Origin of the sequence: Anaeromyxobacter oryzae (assembly GCF_023169945.1) — a bacterium.
GTDB classification, from domain to species: Bacteria; Myxococcota; Myxococcia; order Myxococcales; family Anaeromyxobacteraceae; genus Anaeromyxobacter; species Anaeromyxobacter oryzae.
Map to the genome: position 1 here is coordinate 2,055,797 of NZ_AP025591.1, position 21,184 is coordinate 2,076,980.

A 21,184-nucleotide genomic window follows, 5' to 3' on the forward strand; every position below is an offset into this window, starting at 1 on the left:
GCCCCTGCGGTGGAGGCCCGCCGGAGCCCCGCCGAGACCTCGCCTGCCCGCACCGCCGTCCGCGCCGCCGCCGAGGTCGCGCCGCGGCGGCCGGACACCGGAGGACACCGACGGTGAACACAGGTGGGTGCGCGTGGGTGCCCCCTGCCCGCCCGCCCCCCTCCCGGGCCGGCCCGGGATCAGATGACGGCGGTCGGGAAGTGCTAATGCTTTCCGCATGCCCGTCGCCCACCTGAACGGAACGGAGATCCACTTTCGCGACGCGGGGAGCGCCAAGGACGCGGTCCTGCTCCTCCACGCGTTCCCGCTGAACTCGGGGATGTGGTCGCGCCAGATCGCCGCCCTCGAGAAGCGCCACCGCGTGGTCGCGATCGACTACCGCGGGCTCGGCAAGAGCGGCGTGGCGCCCGAGGCGACCACGATGGACGTCATCGCGGAGGACGTCCGCGCGGTGCTCGCGCACCTCCGGATCGAGCGCGTCGCGGTCGCGGGGCTCTCGATGGGCGGCTACGTGTCGTTCGAGCTCTACCGCCGCGCGCCGGCGCTGTTCCGCGGCCTCGTGCTCTGCGACACGAAGGCGGCCGCCGACACCGAGGAGGGCAAAGCCATGCGCGAGCAGTTCGCGCGGACCACGCTCGAGAAGGGGCTCGGGTGGGTCTCCGACGAGATGATCCCGAAGCTCCTCAAGCCGTCGCCGGATCCGGCCGTCGCGAAGGAGGTCCGCCACCTCATCGCCGCCGGCACGCCCGCCGGCGTCGCCGCCGCGCAGCGCGGGATGGCCCGCCGCCCGGACTCGACGCCGACGCTCGCGAAGATCGCCTGCCCGACGCTGGTCATCGTCGGCGAGCAGGACGGCCTCACGCCGCCGGCCGAGTCCGAGAAGATGGCGAAGGCGATTCCGGGGGCGAAGCTCGCGCGCATCCCGAAGGCCGGGCATCTCGCGAACCTGGAGAATCCGGACGCGTTCGAGGCGGCGATGGTGCCGTTCCTCGATAAGCTGCCTGCGTAGGGCGGTGGGCGGGCGCCGCGGGGGATCGCGCGATCAGGCGCAGCGAACGAGCCCCCTCACCCTAGCCCTCTCCCCCGGTGGGGGAGAGGGGACGATCTTCGAGCGTCTTCACGCGAGGATGTCCTTCGCTCTCCCACGCGCTCTCGCGCGGCGCGAAGCCCACGCGCGCGGGGGAGCTTCTCCCGGCGATCGAGCTTCTCCTGCGAGGGACCTTCTCCTTCGAGCGACGTCGCCAGGGCCCTCGGAAAGACTTCCTCCCTCTCGCCCCGCGCTCTCGCGCCACGTGAAGCCCAAGCGCGCGGGGGGGAGCGGGCCGGGGTGAGGGGGGGCACCACACGCACCCGCGGTCAGCCTGACGAAACAGCGAGCGCCAGATCACCTCGAGCTCCACGGCAGAGCCCTCGGAAAGACTTCCTCCCTCTCTCCCCGCGCTCTAGCGCAACGTGAAGCCCACGCGCGCGGGGGGAGAGGGCCGGGGTGAGGGGGGCTCACCCGGACGCAACCGGCAAGTCACCCCGACGGAAGCCCCAGCGCATCCCAGATGACCTGGAGCACCGTATCCGTGTCCCGGAGCGCCTCCGCATCCGTGAACCGGATCACGCGGATGCCCCGCTCCGCCAGCCACTCCGTCCGCCGCGCGTCGTGCGCCTCGCCCTCCGGCGTGTAGTGCTGGCCGCCATCCAGCTCGACCGCGAGCCGGTGAGCCCGGCAGAAGAAGTCGAGCACGTAGGGACCGACCGGATGCTGCCGCCGGAACTTCACACCCCCGAGCCGCCGGTCGCGCAGCACGCGCCAGAGCTTCGCCTCGGCGTCCGTCGAGCCGCCGCGGAGCGCCCTCCGGAACGCGACCGGCTCGCTCGGCACGCCCATGACGCACAGTGTATGCGCGCGTCTGACGACGCCCGAGGACGCTGACTCTCCCGCTCGGCTCCACGCGCCGGCCGTGAGCCAGACCGCGTGCAACGTGGCCTGGCAGACCCTACGACGGCTCTCGCACCGCCTCGGTCAGCGCCGCCCCGACCGTCGCGATCGCGCGCTCCACCTGCGCGCGCTCGGCCTCGCCGAAGGCCGGGTCCTCGCCCTCGAGCACGTCGAGCTGCTCCGCCGCGTACGCGGCGAGCGGGGGCTGCGTCTCCTCGAGCGGCGGCGGTTCCTTCTCGAGCGTGGTGAGCGTCCGCCACTCCACCCCGCCGAGCCGCTCGCCGAACGCGTGATCGAACATCGCCCAGGCCTCGAACGCGAGGTCCTGCGTGGCGAGCGCGCCGGAGTCCGGTAGGGCCACCACGTCGAGCCACGCCGCGAGATCCGGCTGCACGTTCGTGAACCGGTCGCGCTGGCGCTGCACCTCTCGCGGCGGCGCGGCGGCGAGGTTCTTCCAGATCGCCTCGACGAGGTCGGCCGGAACGATCGAGCCGGAGATCGCGCCACGCTCCGGGAGCGGCGGCGGCTCGGACGCCTCGGGGACCACCTCCGGCGCGTCGTCGTGCGCGCCGAGGCCCGCGGCGAGCCGGGCCCACAGGCCGAAGAGGTTCGAGTAGAGCCGCCGGGCGTCCTCGGGCGTCGCGAACCGCGGCTCGTCCGGGAAGAGCGCCGGGATCACCGCCGAGCGCGGCTCGCCCGCCGCCTGCGCCCGCTGGAAGGTCGCGATCACGTCGTCGGCGCCGCTCGGCGAGCCGGCCTTCCGGAGCAGCGCCTCGAGCACCTCCGGCCCCTCGTACGCCGGCACGATTCCGGGCGTCGCGTCGTCGGGCTTCCCTCGCCTGCGGCCACTCATGTCTCCTCCGCGGGCCGGTGGATCCGGCCGGACGCGCGGCGCAGCACGGCGCGCGGGATGAGGCGCGACGCCGCCGCGGTGAGCTTGTAGATCGGGTGCGGCACGCGCACCACCTCGCCTCGCTCGAGCTGCCGGAGCGCCTCGCGCGCGGCCTCCTCGGCCGTGAGGATCCCCGGCGGCCGCTCGAACCGGTTGCCCGTCCCTGCCACCGCCCCGAACTCCGTCTCGACGGGCCCTGGGCAGAACGCGCCGGCGCGCACGCCGGTGCCGCGGAGCTCCTCGGCGAGCGCCTCGGTGAACGAGAGGACGAACGCCTTCGTCCCGCCGTACACGGCCATGTACGGCGTCGGCTGGAACGCCGCCGCGGAGGCGACGTTCAGGATCGTGCCGCCGCCGCCCGCGCGGAGGTCGGCGACGAAGGCGCGCGAGACGAGCACCACCGCCTCGCAGTTCACGCGGACGAGCTCGACCAGCCGCCGCGGATCGGCCTCGGCGAAGCGGCCGTACTGGCCGAGGCCCGCGTTGTTCACCACCCACCCTGCGCCCCCGAGGGCGCCGGCGCGCGCCCGGATCGCCTCGGCGGCTTCCGGCGCCGCGACGTCGAGGGCGAGCGGGTGGATCGGCGCCCACCCTTCGCGGCTCGCCTCGGCGGCGAGGGCCTCGAGCCGCTCGCCGCGCCGCGCGACGGCGAGCACGGGGCGGCCGGCGCGCGCGACGAGCCGCGCGAGGGCGAGCCCGATCCCGGCGGACGCGCCGGTGACGACGGCGAGGCGCGGAGAGCGCGGCGGGGTGGGCATTCCGGGCGAGTCTAACGCGTGCGCGCCCCCGGCGCCCCGGGAGACGAGCGGCCGCCGCGCCGCGCCCGTCCCGGGCGGTGCCGCCGTCCACGCTCAGGGCGAGCGACCGCGGTGCGGCCGGGCAGCCGGGGCGCGTTGACGCGCGGCGCCATCGTGCCGAGGGTTCCCAGCGGAGGAACACGATTTGGACCCGATCCAGCTGATCCAGAAGGACCACCGCGAGGTGGAGACGCTGTTCAAGGCGTTCGAGCGTGCGGCCCGCGACGGGCGCCGCCGCGAGCAGGCGCGCATCGTGCGCGACCTCGTGCGCGAGCTCTCGGTGCACGCCGCCGTGGAGGAGGAGCTCGTGTACCCGGCGCTCCGCGCGGCGGGCGTCGAGGACGACGTGCTCGGCGCGCTCGAGGAGCACCACGCGGCGAAGCTCACGCTCTCGGAGCTGGAGGCGCTCGGCCCGGGCGCGGAGCGGTTCGAGGCGAAGGTGCGGGTGCTCGCGACCGAGGTCCGGCACCACGTCGCCGAGGAGGAGCGCGAGCTCCTGCCGCGGCTGCGGCGCGCCATCGACGCGGCGAAGCTCCGGGAGCTCGGCGACGCGCTCGTCGAGGCGAAGCGAGCGGCGCCGACCCGGCCGCACCCCGCTGCGCCCGACACCCCGCCGGCGAACGTCGTCGCGAACGCGCTCGCAGCGCTCCTCGACCGCGCGCGGGACACGCTGCGTGACGCGCTCGGGACGCTCCGGTTGCTCGTCGAGCGCGCGGGGCGGCAGGGCATGGACGTGGCGCGCTTCGCGATCGGAAGGGCGGAGCGGCGCGGGCGCGAGGTCGTCGGCGAGGCCGCCCAGCGCGGCCGCGAGGCGGTGGAGCGCGGACGGGCCCGGAGCACACAAGCGCTCGCGGAAGGGCGCAGGCGCGGGGCCGAGGCGCTCACCGACGCCGGGCGGCGGGGGGAGCAGGCGTCGCGGAAGGTGCAGAAGGCCGGACGGCAGGTGGCGAGGGGTGGCGGTCGCGGGGAGAGCAGGCCGACGGTGCATTGACGCCATCGAGCGTGACGGGGGAAGCGGCCGAGCAGTGGATGGGCGCTGGCTTCGACTCCTTGCGGCGCGAGTGCCCCCCTCACCCTACCCTCTCCCCCCGGTGAAGCCCGGGGGGAGAGGGACCTCTGGGGGCCGGTTGCACGGCGAGCGAGAGCGCCGCGGGGGTGCCGGATCGCAGGGCGAGCGGGAGCGCCGCGGGGGAGCCGGATCGCAGGGCGAGCGGGAGCGCCGCCGGGGTTCCGGATCGCACGGCGAGCGGGAGCGCCGCAGGGGAGCCGGATCGCAGGGCGAGCGGGAGCGCCGCCGGGGTTCCGGATCGCACGGCGAGCGGGAGCGCCGCTTCGCTCGCCGCGAACGACGCGCGCCCGGCGCCGTGGCCGCGCGCGCGTCGCGCGGCCGGGCCCACCACACCTCGTTTCCCTGCCCCTGACGGGCTCACCTGCAACCATCCGGTTGCGCTTCGCGGCCCTGGTTAACGTGCAACCTGGGGGTTGCGCATGACCACGGACCGGATCGAGAAGAAGATCGTGCTGCGCGCGCCGCGATCGAGGGTGTGGCGCGCCATTGCGAGCGCGGAGGAGTTCGGGACCTGGTTCGGCATGAGGCTCGACGGCGGGTTCGCGCCCGGGGCCCGCGTCACCGGCCGGATCACCACGCCCGGGTACGAGACCTGGAAGGTCGAGCTCACCGTCGAACGGGTCGAGCCCGAGCAGCTCCTCTCGTGGCGGTGGCACCCGTACCCGCAGCCGGGCGTCGACGTGACTGCCGAGCCGACCACTCTCGTCGAGTTCCGGCTCGTCGAGATCGCGGGCGGCACCGAGCTCACCGTCGTGGAGTCCGGCTTCGATCGGCTCCCCGAGCCGCGCCGCGCCACTGCCTTCCGCATGAACGACGGCGGCTGGGCCGAGCAGCTCAGGAACATCGAGCGACATGTCTCGGCGTAGCGGGAAAGCCGTTCGCCCGGAGCGTCGCGTCGCCGCAGGCGGCGCGGAGTCAAAGGGCGCCTTCGCGGTCACCCTGGCGGCGCCGGTGTTCGCCGCGCTCGGCGACGAGACCCGGCTCGCGCTCGTCGCGCGCCTCTGCGACGGCGGTCCGTGGTCGATCGCGCGGCTCACGGAGGGCTCCGCGGTCACGCGGCAAGCGGTCACGAAGCACCTGCAGGTCCTCGCCGACGCCGGGCTCGTCCGCGACACGTGGCGCGGCCGGGAGCGGCTCTGGGAACTCGAGCCGGAGCGGCTCGGCGAGGCGCGCCGGACGCTGGAGGAGATCTCGAGGCGTTGGGACGAGGCCCTCGAGCGGCTGAGGAAGTTCGTCGAGGAGTGAACGAGGCGCGGCGGTCACCGCGTGGCCCGCCCGCGGCGGCTCGCGATGACCGAGCTACCGGTAACTGGCGACGCCGGACGGCCTGATCGTCGACGGCCCGGCGTCCTCTTCCGCCCCGGAGCCGCCCGCCCGGCCGGTGACGCCTCATGAGTGCACGCAGGGTGGGGGCCTCGCGAACCGGCCCCTGGGCGTCTCCGTGCCGGCATTCCGGACCGAGGCGCTCTCCGACGTACGACCTCGCGGACGAGATTCGCGCCTCGCCGGCCACACGCGCCCGCGTGCTCGACCCGCTCCGGCGCGCGTTCGGGCGCCCGCCGCTCGTCGCGGTCCCCTCGGACCCTGGTGGCGGACGATCTCCTCACGGTCAGGTCCTCCGATCACGGGCTCACGCTCGCACTCTGGCGCGTCCTCGCCGATCCCGACCCCGCGGTCCGCGCGCGCGCCACGCCGCTGCTCGAGCAGCCACGCGAGGGTCACGGGCCCCGCGTCTCAGGCTGAGCGCGCGCGGCTTTGCCCGAAGGGCGGCGGCGCAGCCCTCGCCAGAAAAGCGGAATCCGGCGGCGCCTGTCCCCGGGCGCCACCGGCTTCCTGACCACCGCCACCCGCTCCGGTGTCTCCCTGGATCCACCGGAGCGAGCGCCGCGGATGCTTCTACTCCTCGTCGTCCATCGGGCAGTCCTCGCCCGTGCACAGGTCCATCTGCTCGTCGTCTGGGCCGCCGCTCCTGAACGTGTAGCGGTCACTCTGCATTCCGCCCGGGCCCATGCCCATCTGCGAGCCGGGGCCGCGCATCATCCCCGGACCCATCCCGCCGGGGTGGCCGGGGCCGCCCGGGCCACGGTGCATGATCATCCGCCGCTCGATCCGGCTCTCGAACCGCCCGAGGAAGAGCGCGGCGCGCGCCCGCTTCTCGGCGGGGAGGTCCTTCGAGATCGCCGCCAGCATGTCGCGGTCGGACGCCTGGAGCTGCGTGCGCGCCTCGAAGATGCTCTTGATCGCCCCGTCGACCTCCGCGGCGTTGGCCTTGTCGCTCGCGGCCGCCTTGCGGAGCGTCTCGCGCGCGTCGCGGATCTGCTTCCGCGCCGCCGTGCGGCGGTCGTCGTACTTCTGAAGCGTGTCGCCGAGCTTCAGCGCCTGCGCGCTGTCGAGGTCGAGCGCCTCCGCGAGCCCGAGCGTCCGCGCGAGCCGCATCCGCTTCTCCATCCGCGCCGGGTCACCGCGGCCCGGGCCCATCCCGCGCCCCGGTCCGGCGCCCTGCCCCTGCCCTTGCCCCTGTCCCGGCGGATTCGCCGGCCCCTGGGCCAGCGCGACGAGCGGGCACACCATCAGCGCAACGAGGATCTTCCTCATCTCCATTCTCCTTCTGTCTGTCACTCCGGGTGAGAGGCTATCCGCCCTCGTCCACGTCCAGCGCGGCGAGGGCCGCGTCGCTCGCGGTTCCGTCCGCACCGCTCGCGGACGCGGACTCGAGCTCCAGCACGTCCGTCTCGCTCCAGAGCCCGTCCACGTCCGGCTCCGTCCACGTCGCGGCGACCTGCGCCGACGCGAGCTCCGGCGGCTGCTTCCGGAGCACCGCGGGCGCGGCGACCATCACCGCGACGGCGGCGATCGCGGCCACGACCGCGACGACCCGCTTCCCCGCGCCGCGCCGCGCCTCCGTGCGCCGCACGGCCGCGACGACGCGCTCCGGCACGGCGGCGACCGCGCGGCGCTCGCCCTCGGAGGGCTCGGGGAGGCGCGCCAGCCCGAGCACGTCCGCGTCGCGCGCGGCCTCGGCGCGGCACGCCGCGCAGTCCGCGAGGTGCGCCGCGACGAGCGCCTCCTCGGCCGGCACGAGCGCGCCGGCGGCGCGGAGCGAGAGGAGCACCTGCAGGTCGGCACAGGCGGCGGTCACGGGTGGTCCTCCTCGACGAGCGCCCGCAGGCGCCGGGTGGCGTGGTGGAAGCTCACCTTCGCGGAGTTCTCGGTGATGCCGAGCGCGAGGGCGATCTCCGCGAAGGGGAGCTCGGCGTCGATGCGCAGGGTGAGGACCTCGCGCTGGCGGCGCGGGAGCTCGAGCACCGCCCGGCGCACGCGAGCGGTCCGCTCCGCGCGCTCGAGATCCGCGGGCGCCTCGGGTTGCGTCGCCTCCGCGGAGCCGAGGGCGTCGAGCGGCGCGCGCGAGAAGCGGCGCTCGTCGCGGAGGTGGTTCTTCGCGAGGTTCACGGCGATCCGGACGAGCCAGCGGCGGAAGGGCACCGCGACGGGGCCGCGCCGGAGCGTGCGGCGGGCGGCCTCGAGGGCGCGGAGGAAGGTCCGCTGCGCGAGGTCGCGGGCGTCCTCCGGCGTGCGGGCGTAGCGCCGCACCAGCGCGAGCACGAGCGCCTCGTGGCGCCGGAAGAGCTCGGCGAAGGCGTCGTCGTCGCCGACGAGGAACGCCGCGAGGAGCCCCTCGTCGACCGGCCGGATCCGGGGCGTCTCGTCCGCGGCCGCGCCGGCCGGCTCGCCGTGCGCCGCGCTGCCGCCCGCGCCGGGGCGCGACGCCGCCCCGCCCGCGACCACCCGCAGCGCGGGGCGCCTGCCCTGGTCCCTCTCGTCGGCCATGCGCTTCCCCGGGGTCACGCCTCTACCTGACCCCTTGCCCGTCCAGAGGTTAAAGACTAATCCTGGGGCCCGCTCCGGAGCCCCGATTTTCGGGGCTTTTCCACACCCGAGGGAAGGACCGATGCTCGACCTCAAGGCCGTCGCCAGCGACTTCGAGAGCTACGAGAGGCGGCTCGCCCGCCGCGGCGAGGGCGCGGTGGCCGCGCTCGCCCCGGTGAAGCCCCTCGCGGCGCGCCGGCGCGAGCTGAACGTGCTCCTCGAGAAGCAGAAGAAGGAGCAGGCGGACGCGAACGCGAAGATGCGGACGCTCGCGAAGGGCGACCAGGCGGCCATGGACGCGGCGCGTGCGGCGCTCCGGGCGCTCGGCGACGTGGCGAAGAAGACCGAGGCCGAGCTCGGCGAGGTCGAGGCGGAGATCGAGCGGCTCCTGCTCCTCGTCCCGAACCCGCCCCACGACTCGGTCCCGACCGGCAAGGACGAGCACGACAACGTGGTCGTCCGGACCTGGGGCGAGAAGAAGGCCTACGACTTCAAGCCGAGGCCGCACTGGGAGGTCGGCGAGGCGCTCGGGATCCTCGAGTGGCAGCAGGCCGCGAAGCTGTCGGGCTCGCGCTTCACGATCCTGAAGGGCGCCGCCGCGAAGCTCGAGCGGGCGATCATCTCGTTCTTCGCCGACGTGCACACGTCGCGCGGGTATCTCGAGATCCTCCCGCCCTACCTCGTCACCGGCGAGACCATGACCGGCACCGGCCAGCTCCCGAAGTTCGAGGAGGACCTCTTCAAGACGACCAACACGCCGCCGATGTACCTCATCCCGACGGCGGAGGTCCCGGTGACCAACATGCACCGGGACGAGATCTTCGAGGCGGACGCGCTGCCGGTCTCGTACTGCGCCTTCAGCCCGTGCTTCCGCGCCGAGGCGGGGAGCGCGGGCCGTGACACGCGCGGCATCATGCGGCAGCACCAGTTCCACAAGGTCGAGCTCGTGAAGTTCGCGAAGGCGGACGAGAGCTACGACCAGCACGAGAAGATGGTGGACGACGCCGCCGAGGTGCTCCGCCGCCTCGGGCTCCACCACCGCATCTCGCTCCTCTGTACGGGCGACATGGGCTTCGCGTCGGCGAAGACCTACGACATCGAGGTCTGGTGCCCGGGCCAGGAGGCGTACCGCGAGATCAGCTCCGTCTCGAACTGCGAGGACTTCCAGGCGCGCCGGATCCGCGTGCGCTACCGCGGCGAGGGCGGGAAGCCCAGGCTCGCGCACACGCTGAACGGCTCGGGCGTGGCGGTCGGCCGGACCATCGTCGCGATCCTCGAGCAGTACCAGCAGGCGGACGGCTCGGTGATCGTGCCGGAGCCGCTGCGGCCGTACATGGGCGGGCTCGAGCGGATCACCGCGCAGAAGTTCCCGCGGGGGGTCGAGCGGTAGCGGAAGGCTTCGGGCTTCGGGCGTCAGGCCGCGGGGTCTCGGCTGCGGGCTGCGAGGCTCGGAAAAGACGCGTGCAGAATTTCCCTCTCCCCCCGCGCAGCGAAGCGGAGCGGGGGGAGAGGGCCAGGGTGAGGGGGGCCGCCTGGACCTCCAGGCCCGCGACTCGAGCGGATCACCGCGCAGACGCTCCGCGCGAAGTCGAGCGCCCGATACACATGAGGCTTCCCTCTCCCCCCGAGCTTCACCCGGGGGGGGAGAGGGCCAGGGTGAGGGGCGCCGCCTGGACCTCTACGCCCGCGCCGAAGGAATCTCGATCACCACCCGCGCGCCCCGCGGCGCATCGGTCGCGTACGCCCGCCCACCATGCCCGTTCGCGATCTCGCGCACGATCGCAAGCCCAAGCCCCGCCCCGCGTGCCCCGTCCCGCCCGCGCTCGAACGGATGAAAGAACCGCTCGCGGTCCTCGACGGGGATACCCGGCCCCTCGTCCTGCACCACGAGCCGCGCGATCCTGCCGTCCTCGGCCACGGCGACGGTCACCGCCGTCCCCGGTGGGCTGAACTTGATCGCGTTCCCGACGAGGTTGTCGACCGCCTGGCGCAGGCCCTCTGGATCGAACAGCGCGGGCACCGGCGCGGGCGCGATGACCTGCACGAGCAGGCGCCGCTCCTCCGCCGCGGCGCGCGCCGCCTCGGCCGCGTCGCGCGCGACGGCCGCGAGGTCGCCCGGCGCGCGATCCCAGGTGCCGCGCCGCGCGGTGGCGAAGTCGAGGAGCCGCGTCGAGAGGTGCGCGAGCCGATCCACCTCGCGCCGGGTCTCCTCGAGCGACGCCACCAGCTCCGGCACCTCGCGCTTCCGCCGCAGCGCGAGGTCGATCGAAGTGCGCATGAGCGTGAGCGGCGTCCGGAGCTCGTGGGCCGCCTCCGCGACGAGGAGGTCCTGCGCCGCGCGCGCACCGCGGAGCTTCGCGGTCGCGTCGGCGACGACGCCGGTGAGCTCCGCGATCTCGTCCCCGCCCTCCGGCCGCGGCGGGACGGCATCGAGCTTCCCCTCGCGGAGCGCCCCCATGTGTCCGGTGAGCCGCTTCACGCGCGCGCTCACGCGAGCGGCGAGGTAGCTCTGGAGCAGGAAGAGCGCGACGCCGAGCGCGAGCGCCATCGCGAAGCCGGTGCGGTGGTAGACGCGGACCGTCGCGTCCACCGGAGCGAGCGACGCCGCGAGCTGCAGCGCGTGCGGCTCGCCGGCCGGGCTCTTGATCTCGACGGAGACGACGCGGAGCCGGGTGCCGTCGGGGAGCTGCCGCGTCTCGAGCCGGGGCTCGGGCTCGACGTCCTCGGGGCGGAGCCGCTCCGCCGTCCAGCCCTCGCGGGCGTCGCTCGGGTACCGGATCCGCACGCGGCCGTCCGGCTCGTACAGCGCGATCGCCGGCGCGATCTGCGCGACGGCGTGCTGGAGCGGCGACTTGAGGATGTGCAGGTGGGGCGAGTAGTTCGGGCCGTCGAACATGCTCACCGCCTCGACGGCGGCCTGGCCGAGCAGCGCCTCGTCCACGGTGCGCTCGAGGTTCGCGCGGAAGATCTGGCCGGCGGCGAGGAGCGCCGCGACGGTGCCCACGAACGGGACGAGCGCGCCCCAGAGCCACAGGCGCGTCGCGAGCTTCACGTGCGCGGCCCCGGTGGCGGCGGGACGGCGAGGCGGTACCCGACGCCGCGCACCGCCTGGATCTCGAGGCCGTCGACGCCGAGCCGCTCGATCTTGGTGCGGAGATAGCCGACGTACACGTCGACGACGTTGGTGTTGCCGTCGAAGTCGGCGCCCCAGACCGTCTGGACGAGCTTCGAGCGCGAGAGGACCTCGCCGGCGTGCGAGGCGAGCTCGGAGAAGAGGGCGAACTCGCGCGCGGTGAGCGGCTCGGCCTTCGCGCCGAGCACGAGCGCCCGGCGGCGGGCGTCGAGGGTCGCCGCGCCGAGCACGAAGGCGTCGGTGGCGCCGCCGCGGCGGTGGAGCGCCTCGAGGCGCGCGAGCAGCTCGTCGAACGCGAACGGCTTCACGAGGTAGTCGTCCGCGCCGGCGCGGAGCCCGGTGACCTTCTCGCCGGTGGAGCCGCGCGCGGTGAGGAGGAGGACCGGGGTGCGGAGGCCGCGGGTGCGCCACTCGCGGAGCACGGAGACGCCGTCGAGGTCCGGCAGCGACCAGTCGAGGACCACGACGTCGTAGGCGACCGCGAGCCCCTGGTCACGCGCCTGCAGGCCGGTGCCGACGACGTCGACCTGGTGGCCTTCCTCTCCGAGGCCACGCGCGAGCATCCGCGCGACGCGTTCCTCGTCCTCGACCAGCAAGAGCTTCATCGTTCGGAGCCTCGCACGGGGGCGCATGATCCCCCGAAGCGGCTGCGAGGCCAAGCGCCGCGGGTGCCTGACCGGAGTGGGGAGCACGCGCTCGCCCGCCGGCGAGCGAGGCGAGGTGAGCCCGTCGCTGCACAGGCGGCCTGCGGTCGCCGTGTCGGCGCCGCGCGTCGGAGCCGGTGTCGGACCCGAGGCGACGTGCGCAGTGGCGCGGCTGCGGCGAGGCGGATGGGCGTGATGCACCGACACCGGCGCGCCTCCTCGGCGCTCGCGAGAGGCGCACCGGATGCGTCGATTCGAGCATCGTGCCCGACGGGACGCACCCGTCACGGCGATTCGCGCGCGGAAGGCCCGGGGCGGGGTGTGGAACAACCGGTGGACAATGTGGAGGGCCAAGTAACGAAGGAGAGGTGGCGGCTGCCCGCGCGGCGCCGCCTGCGGACTCCGCGTCCGCGTCAGGTCCCATTCCCGACCGCCGGTCTCGCGGCAGCCGCCACCTCGTCGCCTCTCGCGCACCGGCCCGCACGCGGCGCGGTGACCGGAGGTGCGGCCGTGAAGGCGTCGCGCACCGCCGCTGCGAACGCGCGCGGCTGGTCTGCGCGCTCCACGGCGATCGACGGCGGGGCGACCGCGATCGTCGCGAGCGTGATGCGAGCGAGCGCCTTCACGGCCGGCACCTCCGCAGGAGGAAGCGCCTCCCTGCTGTTGGTCGAGCGCGTCGATGCGGCCGTCCCCGCCCCGCCGATCACGCGTACGCACCGGCTCAGACCTGGGGGGAGGGGGTAGGAGGCGGGCGTTACTTCGGACCGAGCGCCACCGCGATGGGGCGTCGAGGCGGAGCAAGCTGCGGGGCGGGGAACAGCCGGCATCGGGGGTAGACATGGGGTCGCAGGGCCGGATGTTCATGGGGCGGCGCTGAGACGGGTCTCAGAATTGGCTCTTTGATGGGGCGCAAGTGAGGGTTTCGGGCGGGCGCTGGTCGCGCGGAATGGCTGGGGTTTGGGGACGTCGCGCCCGGGGTGACTCTGGTGGCGTCGCAGGCGGATGGGGGTGCGGGGGAAGCTTGCTCGGGGGACTGGGGCGCATCTAGGCGGGCAGCATCGGGCCGGAGAGCCGGAATGGTGCGGTCACGCGAGGATCCCGCGCGGGGCGGCAACCGCAGCCGACCGCCTCGAGCTCGCCCGATGCGCGCTCGCCCACTGCGGCCCTGCGCTCGCCCGCTCGGGTGTGGCTGCGCTCGCCCGCCCGCTCGGCTGTGGTCCTCCCTCTCCCCCCGCGCAGCGAAGCGGAGCGGGGGGAGAGGGCGGGGTGAGGGGGGCCGCTCGCGCTCGCAGTCGCGAATCGCCCGGCCAGGGGTCGGTGTCAGAGCCAATCCCGTCGCAGAACGTCGCCCTCCCCTCTTCCAGCGACCACGGCGACCCCGCCCGCACCCGCCCACTCCACCCGAACACCCCCGATCCCAGCCCCTGCGCGCGCGTGGTCGGAACCCCAGCGATCTCCGCTTGATCACCGGCCGGAGGTGCCGTATATGGGCGGACTCCGACGGCCGGACCATCGCGCCAGGCACTCGGGGACAGACGGAGGACGGATTCGGAGGAGTGGCCGAGCGGCTTAAGGCGGCGGTCTTGAAAACCGCTGAGGGTTCACGCCCTCCGAAGGTTCGAATCCTTCCTCCTCCGCCAGGTTGAAGAAGGAGCGAAGAGGTTCTGGAAAGGTGGCCGAGAGGCCGAAGGCGCTGGTTTGCTAAACCAGTATACGGGGTGACCTGTATCGAGGGTTCGAATCCCTCCCTTTCCGCCAGTAGCTGAAGCACCGCCGGCCGCGAGGCCGGAGACATTATGAATAGCGTTTGCGCCCTTAGCTCAGTTGGATAGAGCGTCGGACTACGAATCCGAAGGCCAGAGGTTCAAATCCTCTAGGGCGCGCCAGTAGTTCCGAGGCCTTGCGGGCCAAAACCCGCGAGGCCTCGTCGTTTTTACAGCCTGGCCACGCACTGTTCTCATCCCTTCGGGTGGCTTCGTGCCCATCCGTTGCCTACTCCCTCCGGGGCAGAAGCTTGCCCCGGGAGGGGTGCTGCATCGCATGCTGACGCAACGCGTCGATGCGCTCGACGGCGGCCCGGAGGTCGCCCTCGTCGATGATGTTGTACCGATCGAAGACGCTCCGGGTGCGGTGACCGGAGAGCTTCATCACGACCGACTCCGGCACCCCGCTCCGCCGCGCGTTCGTGACGAACGAGCGGCGCAGGTCGTGGAACCAGATCCCCTCGTACCCCGCCCGCTCGCAGGCGCGCCGGAGCATCTTGTTGTGCTCGCTCCAGGGCCGGCCGGTGTCCGGGTTCACGAACACGTAAGGTGAATGGAGCTGGCGGGGCGTCTGCCGGAGGATCTCGAGGGCCCGCGTCGTGAGGTACACGATGCGAGCCTGGTTCGTCTTGGTCTCCTTCGCCGAGAGCCGGATGCAGCCGACGGTGAGGTCGACCTGCTCCCAGCGAAGGAAGCGGAGCTCGGTCTTCCGGAGTCCGGTCTCGTAGTCGAACTCGATCACGGGCGCGAAGGCGGGCGGCGCCACCTTCAGGATCCGCTCGAGCATGGCCGGCTTCAGGACCTGATCACGGGTGTTCGGCTCGTTGAGGAGCGGCACCCCGGCGATGGGGTTCCGCGCGAGCATCCCGCACTCGACCTGGTAGTTGATGCAGCGTTTGAGGAGCGCGATCTCGCGGTCGATGGTGCCGGGCGCCGGAGGGCCACCGCGGCGGGTGGTCTCCTGGAAGCGCTTCTGCCGGTACTCCTCGACGTCCTGCCGCGTGAGCTTCGCGGCTCGGCGGTTCCCGAGGTGCTCGACGAGGTGGCGAGCCCGATCGATGTCGGACTGCCAGCTGTCGTTGTCCCGGCGGGTGATCGGCTCCCACGCCTTCCAGGCGCCCTCGACCGTGATCTTCGCCTCGAGCTGCCTGTCGAAGTACCGGCCCTCGAAGGAATCGATCTCGAGCTTGGCGAGGAGCATCTTCGCGTGCTTGAGGGTGGGGATCTTCTTCACCCGCACCCGCTTCTGCGTGCCGTTCGGCATCTTCAGCCAGACGTCGATGGCGTACAGCGTCTGGCCGTCCTTCTCGTACTGCTTGACGCCCATGTCGTTCTCCTTGGCAGGCGGGCGTCGGACTGAAGTTCTACCGCGCCTCGCATGGTCGCGCTCGGGAGCGCGCTCCGCCCCGCAGGGCGCGCGGTAGCCCACGGAACCGCTAGGTGCGCGCGAGCCCGGTGAGGTCCTTACGGCTGAAGCGGAGTTGGCGGCCGAGCCGCTGCGCGTGGACGCGGCCGCGGCGGACGAGCTGATAGAGCGCTCGGACGCTCGGCAGGCGGAGGTAGTCGGCCGCCTCCGTCGGCGTCATGAGGTCCGCGGGCTCGCGCTCGCGGCTCGGCAGCTCCGCCCGGAGGAGCCGCGTCTTCAGCTCCTCGACGGCGTGCCGGAGTGCGGCGACGTCGAAGCGGAGCATCTCGCAGCCCTGAGGCGCGTCCCCGCAGGCGGCGCAGCGGGCGTCGGGGGACGTCGGCGGGCGGTAGAGGATTTCCTGGCCGAGCGCGCAGATCTGGCAGGTCCAGGACGGAGGCGGAGTGGGTGCGGGCATCGCGCTTACTCGTTCTTCCGCTTCGGCTGCGCGGGGCAGCAGTGGCGCTCGGGCTCGTGCTCCGGCACAGGAACGGTGCGCTTCGGCTGGAGCGCGCGGACGATCGGCGTCAGCGCCTCGAGCATGTCGCATGCCTCCTTGGGTCCGCGGCGGCGGCAGGCCCGCACCGCCAACCCGAGCGCCGCCTCTGCGCCGGCGATGATCGCGTCCGCTTCGGAGTCGGTCATCTCGCCGAGCTCGTCCGTGGAGTGCTCTCGGGCACGCGTGGGGGCGTCGGCGTTCTCATCGTTTCGCTTCACCTTCTCACTCATGGTCGTCTCCTTGCGCTGCGAAAGGCAGCGTCGAGATCCATTGCTTACAGAGATTGGTTTGGCTGTCACTCTGACGCGATTCGCTCGTAAACGATCGATTGGCACCCCGCGGCCAATTCAAGGACCGCGGAGAACGAATCGCTCTCACGGCTCAGCTGTTTCGAACGAAGCAGGGCTGTTCAGCCGAAGCCAAAGCAGACTCGGGATTGCCATAGTCGCGAAGGCACCCCGCGCGCGATTCATTTCCCGATGTTCGGGACTTCGAAGTTCGCGTGGGACCTGGCGCTCTCGGGACGAATCGGCCGTTTTCCCGCCTGTTCAGCACCGCGCGCTGAACATCGTGCGGACAAGGCACCCCGCTCAGCCGCGATCGGCGCCGCTGCGCTCCCATCTCGGCTGAACAGCCGTCCGCTGCGGCGCGGACCCGACTGAAACAGCCCAGGGCCGATCGCGCCCGACCTCGCCCCGCGTAACAGTCGCGGTTTTCCGGGCGGGCTGTTCGCGCCTGTTCGGTGGAACCAGGCCGTCCCCCCCCCGACGCCGCTACCCGGTAGGCGGATTCCGGCCAGCGGAGACCAGCAGTATCGCCCACCCGGTGTCGATCCAGCGCGTGGACTCCTTGGGCGTGCCCTCGAGGTACCGCAGCTTGTTCACCCTCGCCTCGTCGAGGACGCCGCCCGGCGCCGAAACGTCCTCGGGGCGACGAGCGCCCATGCGATGTCCGTTAGGGACACCGTGCGCTCCGTCAAGCCGCCCGGCCCACCGCCGCTCCGGATGCCGCCCTGCTCTGCCGGTCCCGGCGATCCAGCACCAGCACCGGGTTCCGCCGCGCTCGATCCAGCGGCCGGCGTAGTTCGAGAACCGTATCAGCGGACACGCGCGCCCGCTCGAGCTGAGCCTCAGTGAGTCGCCGCGTTAGACTCAGCGTCCTGACCCGAGCACTTTCCACGTCGCGAAGTCGACGTCGGGAATGGCCCAGGCTCCGCTCGTCTCGTCCAGCGGCCTACGCCGCATAGCGCCACGCGCCCACCTTCGTGCGGCGCCAGCACGAACGCGGTTTCGTCCGGGCGCGGCCGGGCTGTCCATCGGTACCGGACCTCGTAGACGGACTCACTCCCGCCGCCACTAGGGTCGAGTGGCGGAATACAGGAGTTGAATGACGCGGCGGACCGCACCCGATCGCCCACTCGGCGGCAGCACCCGGGTCGCAGGTTCACGTGTGCGGCGCGACACACCGCATTCAGCAGAGTACGCCCCCTGGTCTGGAGGGGTGTGCGGGTCGCCATGGATGAGCGCGCACCATTCTCACCAACAACGTCCGCTGCGTACCGCCCGGCTCCGAACCAGAAAAGGATTCTCCACGGAGAGTCATATTCCCCCTCCGTCCGCATAGTGGGCGAGCACGAACCCTTTGAGCGGAGCCTTCTCTGGAACAGGCTTTAGCCATGGTGGCAGGGGCACCCATTCGAACGGCGCTTCCCACGGCTTCGCCGGATTCTTCGGCTCGGCCCGCAAGCGCCGCTCGGTTATCCACTCGAAGGGGATCTGCCCCCCGAGATAACACCCTGGCTCACGATCCTCGAACAGCACGCCATAAGCGCGAAACCCATACAGAATGTCGTACGCGCGCTCCGGGACGACTGGTTCGAGATTCTGATAATCGTTGATGCCTGAGCTATCAAAGCACCGCTGGATGACGAACTCGAAGTTCTTTCCTTCCTCGTATTCCTCCACCTCATGCCTGCCCTGGCGTGAGTAGCCTCGATCAACGATGAGCTTCGCACCCCGCGGCACGACGGCTCGGACGTGAACGGGGCACCATCGCTGCGTAAAGTCCTTCTTGTCGCCCTTGCTGCTGCAGAGTCTAAGACTTCCGCCGTACTCCCTCGGAGCAATGCCCTCAAGCGAGAATACCCCGTCCGTTCCCCAGTAGTGGTCCTCCACGAAACGGGCGGCCGCGAGAGCAAAATGCGGCAAAAGCCTGTCGCGCGGATTCCGCTTTTCAGTGATGTCACTAAACCACTGCGTTAGCCCCAGGTGCATTGCCTCTAGCGGCATCTGCGTGAATGGGCCACCAGTTGTCGACCATCCCGACCGACGGACGTCGATGTTCGCCGTCAACATGTCGTGCACCAGCGAGACGAGCCACGGCTGGTGCGGCTCCGGTAGGTACTCCGCTCCGTTCACGGCGACGCCGAGAACGATCTCGAGGAACTCTCCGACTTTTGACCTTGGGCCAAGGGCATTCGGTTTGCGGAAGCGTTCGTACCGGTGCCACGCATGATGTGGCAACTGCGCCTCGATAGCGCCTGACGCGGTCGTGAAGCGTCGCCAGCCTTGACTGTAGCGGTCTACCCACTCAGCGCACTTCGCGCAACGCACGCGGCGCGTGGGCATGGGCCCGCCGCATTGGGGACACGCGTACCCTTTCTTGGACGCTGCCATTAAGTCAGCTCCCGGTGACGAGTTTCACCTAACCGACGTTTCGAGCGCACCCCGAAGGCTTTGACATCAGAGCCACTCGACGCGGATGCTGGATCGTTCATGCAGCGGCAGCGCGTTTCTCGACGTCGCCCTTCCGCTGTGCGGTACGCGGCGGCCCCCGCTGAATCGGATGTCCACGTTCATTCGCGCGTCGTGGGGCACAGTACCAGACGACCCTGACCCGTATGCCCGAACCTGACGTCCGGGGCTGTTACTGCTGTCAGGGGAGTATTCACCCGGCCACGAGCACGATCGCCCACCCGGTGTCGATCCACCGTGTGGCGCCCTTCGGCGTGCCCTCGAGGTAACGGAGCCGGTTCACGCGAGCCTCGTCGAGGACGCCACCGGCCGACGCCACCTCGTCGCGGGCAACGAGGACCCACGCGATGTCGGTGAGCGACACGGTTCGTTCGGCGAAGCCGTCCCGCCCGCCATCGATCCGCACCCCGCCCTGCTCGGAGCTGCTCACTACGCGGCACCGCTTCCCGGCGTACTCGACCCACTTCCCTGCGTGGCGTTCGACGACGGAGCTCGCGAACACACGGGCGCGATCCAGTTGCTCATCGGTGAGCCGCCGTGACGAGCTGCGCCCCGCCCCGACAGCACGCCAGGTTGCGTAATCGACTGCCGCGAAGGCCCAGGCCGCAGCCTGTTCATCCCATCGCGCCACGCCGCAGTACCGCCACGGCCCGGGCTCGTGTCGCGAGAGCACGAAGGCAGTTTCACCCGGCCGCCGGTCTAACGTCCGCGACTTCACGCGATCCGGCGCGTCGAGAGAGCCCGGTCTTTCGACGAAGACGAACAGGTGTCCGCCGGCTCGCCCGGGCCGCGGGTCCGAGTCAAGACCGAACGCCTTTCCGATCTCGCCGTCCGAGAGGCGTTCCCCTACCGCCGGCCCGAGTGCCTCTGGCGAGATGTGTTCGACCAGTACCGCGATGGGCGTGGTCTCCGCGCTCGCCTGGAACGACGGCGAGGACGGGTTGTCCGATTTCAGCATCCAACGTCGGCCGTCGCGGACCACGCGCTTCACCTGGTACGCGCTGTCGCCCGTGGCGTGGCCGCTCTGCAGAAGGGCCACCCTCCCCTCGACGGCACCGAGACCGACGCCGCGCGAATAGCGGAAGACGATCCACTCACCGTCGCGGATCGGGTCGGTGCCGCCGTTCATGGAGTCGCCCGCTGCGCGGACCGCGAACAGACCGTTTCCGCGGGTCCGAACCGGCAGGACGACTTCCTCTGCCTCCGGAGCGCCGGCGACAAGTATTCCTGCCGCGCCTGCCGCCGCCCGCAACGTCGGGAACGCGGTGATGCGGCCCGGCGGCGGCAGCTCGATCACCTGGCCGATCGGCTCCACAAACCAGCCATCCGGCGAGCGGAAGAACCGGACTTGGAACGCCGTACCTGGACGCCCCGCGCCCGGCCGAACCAGCTCCGAAGCAGATCGGGGAGCTCGTTTCGCGCGGAACCGACCCGGTGGGCGACGTTGCACGCGATCTGCGCGAACCGGAACCGCCAGAACGCGCCGCTCGGCAGCCGTACATCGATATCCCCGAGGGGCAGGTCCGGACGCTTCGTTCGCGGCGGTACCTTCAGGATGGGGTCGCGCTGGTTCCAGAAGACCTTTGCCACGAACGCTTCGCCCCGCGCCTCGGGCTCGAAGCGCCGACGATACTGAGCGAGCCGATAGTCGACGAGCTCGCGGGCCATCTCGACGAACACCTCGTCGAGAGCGTCGGGGACGGGCAGCCGCGGCACGAGCCGGTCCCCATCCACGGCGAACCACCGCTTCGGGGCAGCTGGCGTTCCCGCCCACGCCTTGACCGGGTTCCTCCGCCAATAACCGGTCCACGTCCGCTCATCTGGCCGGCGGGGATCCGGGAGTTCCCTCACGTCTTCGATGTCGCGGAACAGCTCCGCGGAGCGGACGAGGATCTGATGACTGCGGCGAGCGAGCACCTCGAGCGGCGCTCCGGCGCGGAGCGCTTCGAGCTCGATGAGCGCCTCAAGGAGCACCATCTTGAACGACTTCTCGACCGCGGTCGTCTCGAGCTCGCGAAACCAATCACGTCCTGCGTCCAGGACCTGCGCCTCTTCTTCCGTGAGGTGCCCCTCGGATCGCACGAACTCGAACCAGGAACCATGCGCCTGGCGCAGAACGGAGGGCGAGTAGCCGGACCGATACAGCTCGCCGATGGTCGGACGTTCGCCGCGGGCGACCTGAAGCTCGCGGTAAGCGCGCTCGACCGCGTTGGCGCCCGCCGGAAGGAGCTTGCGCAGGAGATCGACGGCCTCGATCTCGACGTCCACGGAGCAGCCGGGCGGCAGCTCGGGCTCGGCTCCCTCGAGAAACGCGCGCAGGTTCGGCTGGGCCTCGCCGAACGAGAGCAGCGTGCGAACCCGGTCGAGGAACACGCGGTGGTTCCCGACGAAATCGATGACGGTGAGCCGATCCTTCCCTGGTGCGACGCGCA

22 protein-coding genes and 3 tRNA genes are annotated in these 21,184 nt (G+C 72.1%); 9 read left to right on the forward strand and 16 right to left on the reverse strand.

Going from position 1 to position 21,184, the window contains the following annotated elements; all coding sequences use genetic code 11:
• Window positions 1-217 precede the first annotated feature (217 nt).
• On the forward strand, window positions 218-1,009 hold the full coding sequence (locus AMOR_RS08995; protein ID WP_248360478.1) for an alpha/beta fold hydrolase: 792 nt from the start codon (window positions 218-220) through the stop codon (window positions 1,007-1,009).
• 510 nt (window positions 1,010-1,519) lie between these two features.
• Here AMOR_RS08995 and AMOR_RS09000 read toward each other — a convergent pair.
• The 3 genes from AMOR_RS09000 to AMOR_RS09010 all read right to left on the reverse strand — a co-directional run bounded on the left by AMOR_RS09000 (window position 1,520) and on the right by AMOR_RS09010 (window position 3,580).
• Window positions 1,520-1,879, reverse strand: a complete 360-nt coding sequence (locus AMOR_RS09000) for an endonuclease domain-containing protein (protein ID WP_248360479.1) — start codon at window positions 1,877-1,879, stop codon at window positions 1,520-1,522.
• Window positions 1,880-1,988: 109 nt separating this feature from the next.
• Window positions 1,989-2,783: a hypothetical protein gene (locus tag AMOR_RS09005; protein ID WP_248360480.1), complete on the reverse strand. Its 795-nt coding sequence runs from the start codon at window positions 2,781-2,783 to the stop codon at window positions 1,989-1,991.
• Window positions 2,780-3,580, reverse strand: a complete 801-nt coding sequence (locus AMOR_RS09010) for an SDR family NAD(P)-dependent oxidoreductase (protein WP_248360481.1) — start codon at window positions 3,578-3,580, stop codon at window positions 2,780-2,782. The genes AMOR_RS09005 and AMOR_RS09010 overlap by 4 nt, the downstream gene beginning before the upstream one ends.
• 184 nt (window positions 3,581-3,764) lie before the next feature.
• On the opposite strand from AMOR_RS09010, the gene AMOR_RS09015 reads away from it, so the two are divergent.
• The 4 genes from AMOR_RS09015 to AMOR_RS09030 all read left to right on the forward strand — a co-directional run bounded on the left by AMOR_RS09015 (window position 3,765) and on the right by AMOR_RS09030 (window position 6,431).
• A complete protein-coding gene (locus AMOR_RS09015) occupies window positions 3,765-4,610 on the forward strand; it encodes a hemerythrin domain-containing protein (protein WP_248360482.1) in 846 nt (281 codons plus the stop codon).
• A 497-nt stretch (window positions 4,611-5,107) separates the two neighbouring features.
• A complete protein-coding gene (locus AMOR_RS09020) occupies window positions 5,108-5,554 on the forward strand; it encodes an SRPBCC family protein (RefSeq protein WP_248360483.1) in 447 nt (148 codons plus the stop codon).
• Window positions 5,541-5,933: an ArsR/SmtB family transcription factor gene (locus tag AMOR_RS09025; protein WP_248360484.1), complete on the forward strand. Its 393-nt coding sequence runs from the start codon at window positions 5,541-5,543 to the stop codon at window positions 5,931-5,933. Before AMOR_RS09020 ends, AMOR_RS09025 begins: the two co-directional genes overlap by 14 nt.
• Before the next feature lie 342 nt (window positions 5,934-6,275).
• The gene (locus tag AMOR_RS09030; protein ID WP_248360485.1) at window positions 6,276-6,431 is read left to right on the forward strand and encodes a hypothetical protein; all 156 of its coding nucleotides are present in this window, start codon (window positions 6,276-6,278) and stop codon (window positions 6,429-6,431) included.
• 153 nt (window positions 6,432-6,584) lie between these two features.
• Here AMOR_RS09030 and AMOR_RS09035 read toward each other — a convergent pair whose 3' ends face one another.
• The 3 genes from AMOR_RS09035 to AMOR_RS09045 are packed head-to-tail and all read right to left on the reverse strand — an operon-like array spanning window position 6,585 to window position 8,516.
• Window positions 6,585-7,283 (reverse strand): periplasmic heavy metal sensor, encoded by a 699-nt coding sequence (locus AMOR_RS09035; protein WP_248360486.1) that lies wholly within the window; start codon window positions 7,281-7,283, stop codon window positions 6,585-6,587.
• Window positions 7,284-7,320: 37 nt separating this feature from the next.
• The gene (locus AMOR_RS09040) at window positions 7,321-7,827 is read right to left on the reverse strand and encodes a zf-HC2 domain-containing protein (RefSeq protein ID WP_248360487.1); all 507 of its coding nucleotides are present in this window, start codon (window positions 7,825-7,827) and stop codon (window positions 7,321-7,323) included.
• The gene (locus tag AMOR_RS09045) at window positions 7,824-8,516 is read right to left on the reverse strand and encodes an RNA polymerase sigma factor (protein WP_248360488.1); all 693 of its coding nucleotides are present in this window, start codon (window positions 8,514-8,516) and stop codon (window positions 7,824-7,826) included. The genes AMOR_RS09040 and AMOR_RS09045 overlap by 4 nt, the downstream gene beginning before the upstream one ends.
• 121 nt (window positions 8,517-8,637) lie before the next feature.
• Between AMOR_RS09045 and serS the strand changes: the two genes are divergently transcribed.
• A complete protein-coding gene (gene serS, locus AMOR_RS09050) occupies window positions 8,638-9,945 on the forward strand; it encodes a serine--tRNA ligase (protein WP_248360489.1) in 1,308 nt (435 codons plus the stop codon).
• A gap of 288 nt (window positions 9,946-10,233) precedes the next feature.
• Here serS and AMOR_RS09055 read toward each other — a convergent pair whose 3' ends face one another.
• From AMOR_RS09055 to AMOR_RS09065, 3 genes are all read right to left on the reverse strand, one after another.
• Window positions 10,234-11,607, reverse strand: a complete 1,374-nt coding sequence (locus AMOR_RS09055) for a sensor histidine kinase (RefSeq protein ID WP_248360490.1) — start codon at window positions 11,605-11,607, stop codon at window positions 10,234-10,236.
• Window positions 11,604-12,293 (reverse strand): response regulator transcription factor, encoded by a 690-nt coding sequence (locus tag AMOR_RS09060; protein WP_248360491.1) that lies wholly within the window; start codon window positions 12,291-12,293, stop codon window positions 11,604-11,606. The genes AMOR_RS09055 and AMOR_RS09060 overlap by 4 nt, the downstream gene beginning before the upstream one ends.
• Before the next feature lie 452 nt (window positions 12,294-12,745).
• Window positions 12,746-12,958: a hypothetical protein gene (locus AMOR_RS09065; protein WP_248360492.1), complete on the reverse strand. Its 213-nt coding sequence runs from the start codon at window positions 12,956-12,958 to the stop codon at window positions 12,746-12,748.
• A gap of 924 nt (window positions 12,959-13,882) precedes the next feature.
• Here AMOR_RS09065 and AMOR_RS09070 point away from each other — a divergent pair.
• The 3 genes from AMOR_RS09070 (at window position 13,883) to AMOR_RS09080 (ending at window position 14,218) form a co-directional block, all read left to right on the forward strand.
• Window positions 13,883-13,972, forward strand: a tRNA-Ser gene (locus tag AMOR_RS09070).
• A 26-nt stretch (window positions 13,973-13,998) separates the two neighbouring features.
• A tRNA-Ser gene (locus AMOR_RS09075) sits at window positions 13,999-14,090 on the forward strand.
• A gap of 51 nt (window positions 14,091-14,141) precedes the next feature.
• Window positions 14,142-14,218 (forward strand) — tRNA-Arg (locus tag AMOR_RS09080).
• 106 nt (window positions 14,219-14,324) lie between these two features.
• On the opposite strand, the gene AMOR_RS09085 is transcribed toward AMOR_RS09080, so the two are convergent.
• The 7 genes from AMOR_RS09085 to AMOR_RS09115 form a co-directional block, all read right to left on the reverse strand.
• Window positions 14,325-15,422 carry a tyrosine-type recombinase/integrase gene (locus AMOR_RS09085; RefSeq protein ID WP_248360493.1) on the reverse strand — a complete coding sequence of 366 codons (1,098 nt, stop codon included), beginning with the start codon at window positions 15,420-15,422 and terminating at the stop codon, window positions 14,325-14,327.
• Window positions 15,423-15,531: 109 nt separating this feature from the next.
• The gene (locus AMOR_RS09090; protein ID WP_248360494.1) at window positions 15,532-15,918 is read right to left on the reverse strand and encodes a helix-turn-helix domain-containing protein; all 387 of its coding nucleotides are present in this window, start codon (window positions 15,916-15,918) and stop codon (window positions 15,532-15,534) included.
• A 5-nt stretch (window positions 15,919-15,923) separates the two neighbouring features.
• Window positions 15,924-16,145 (reverse strand): hypothetical protein, encoded by a 222-nt coding sequence (locus AMOR_RS09095; protein WP_248360495.1) that lies wholly within the window; start codon window positions 16,143-16,145, stop codon window positions 15,924-15,926.
• Between the two features lie 627 nt (window positions 16,146-16,772).
• On the reverse strand, window positions 16,773-16,943 hold the full coding sequence (locus AMOR_RS09100; RefSeq protein ID WP_248360496.1) for a hypothetical protein: 171 nt from the start codon (window positions 16,941-16,943) through the stop codon (window positions 16,773-16,775).
• Window positions 16,944-17,597: 654 nt separating this feature from the next.
• Window positions 17,598-18,416 carry a hypothetical protein gene (locus AMOR_RS09105; RefSeq protein WP_248360497.1) on the reverse strand — a complete coding sequence of 273 codons (819 nt, stop codon included), beginning with the start codon at window positions 18,414-18,416 and terminating at the stop codon, window positions 17,598-17,600.
• Between the two features lie 529 nt (window positions 18,417-18,945).
• The gene (locus AMOR_RS09110; RefSeq protein ID WP_248360498.1) at window positions 18,946-20,067 is read right to left on the reverse strand and encodes a S24 family peptidase; all 1,122 of its coding nucleotides are present in this window, start codon (window positions 20,065-20,067) and stop codon (window positions 18,946-18,948) included.
• Window positions 20,046-21,125, reverse strand: coding sequence for a hypothetical protein (locus AMOR_RS09115; protein WP_248362684.1), 1,080 nt, complete (start codon window positions 21,123-21,125; stop codon window positions 20,046-20,048). The genes AMOR_RS09110 and AMOR_RS09115 overlap by 22 nt, the downstream gene beginning before the upstream one ends.
• Window positions 21,126-21,184: the final 59 nt, after the last annotated feature.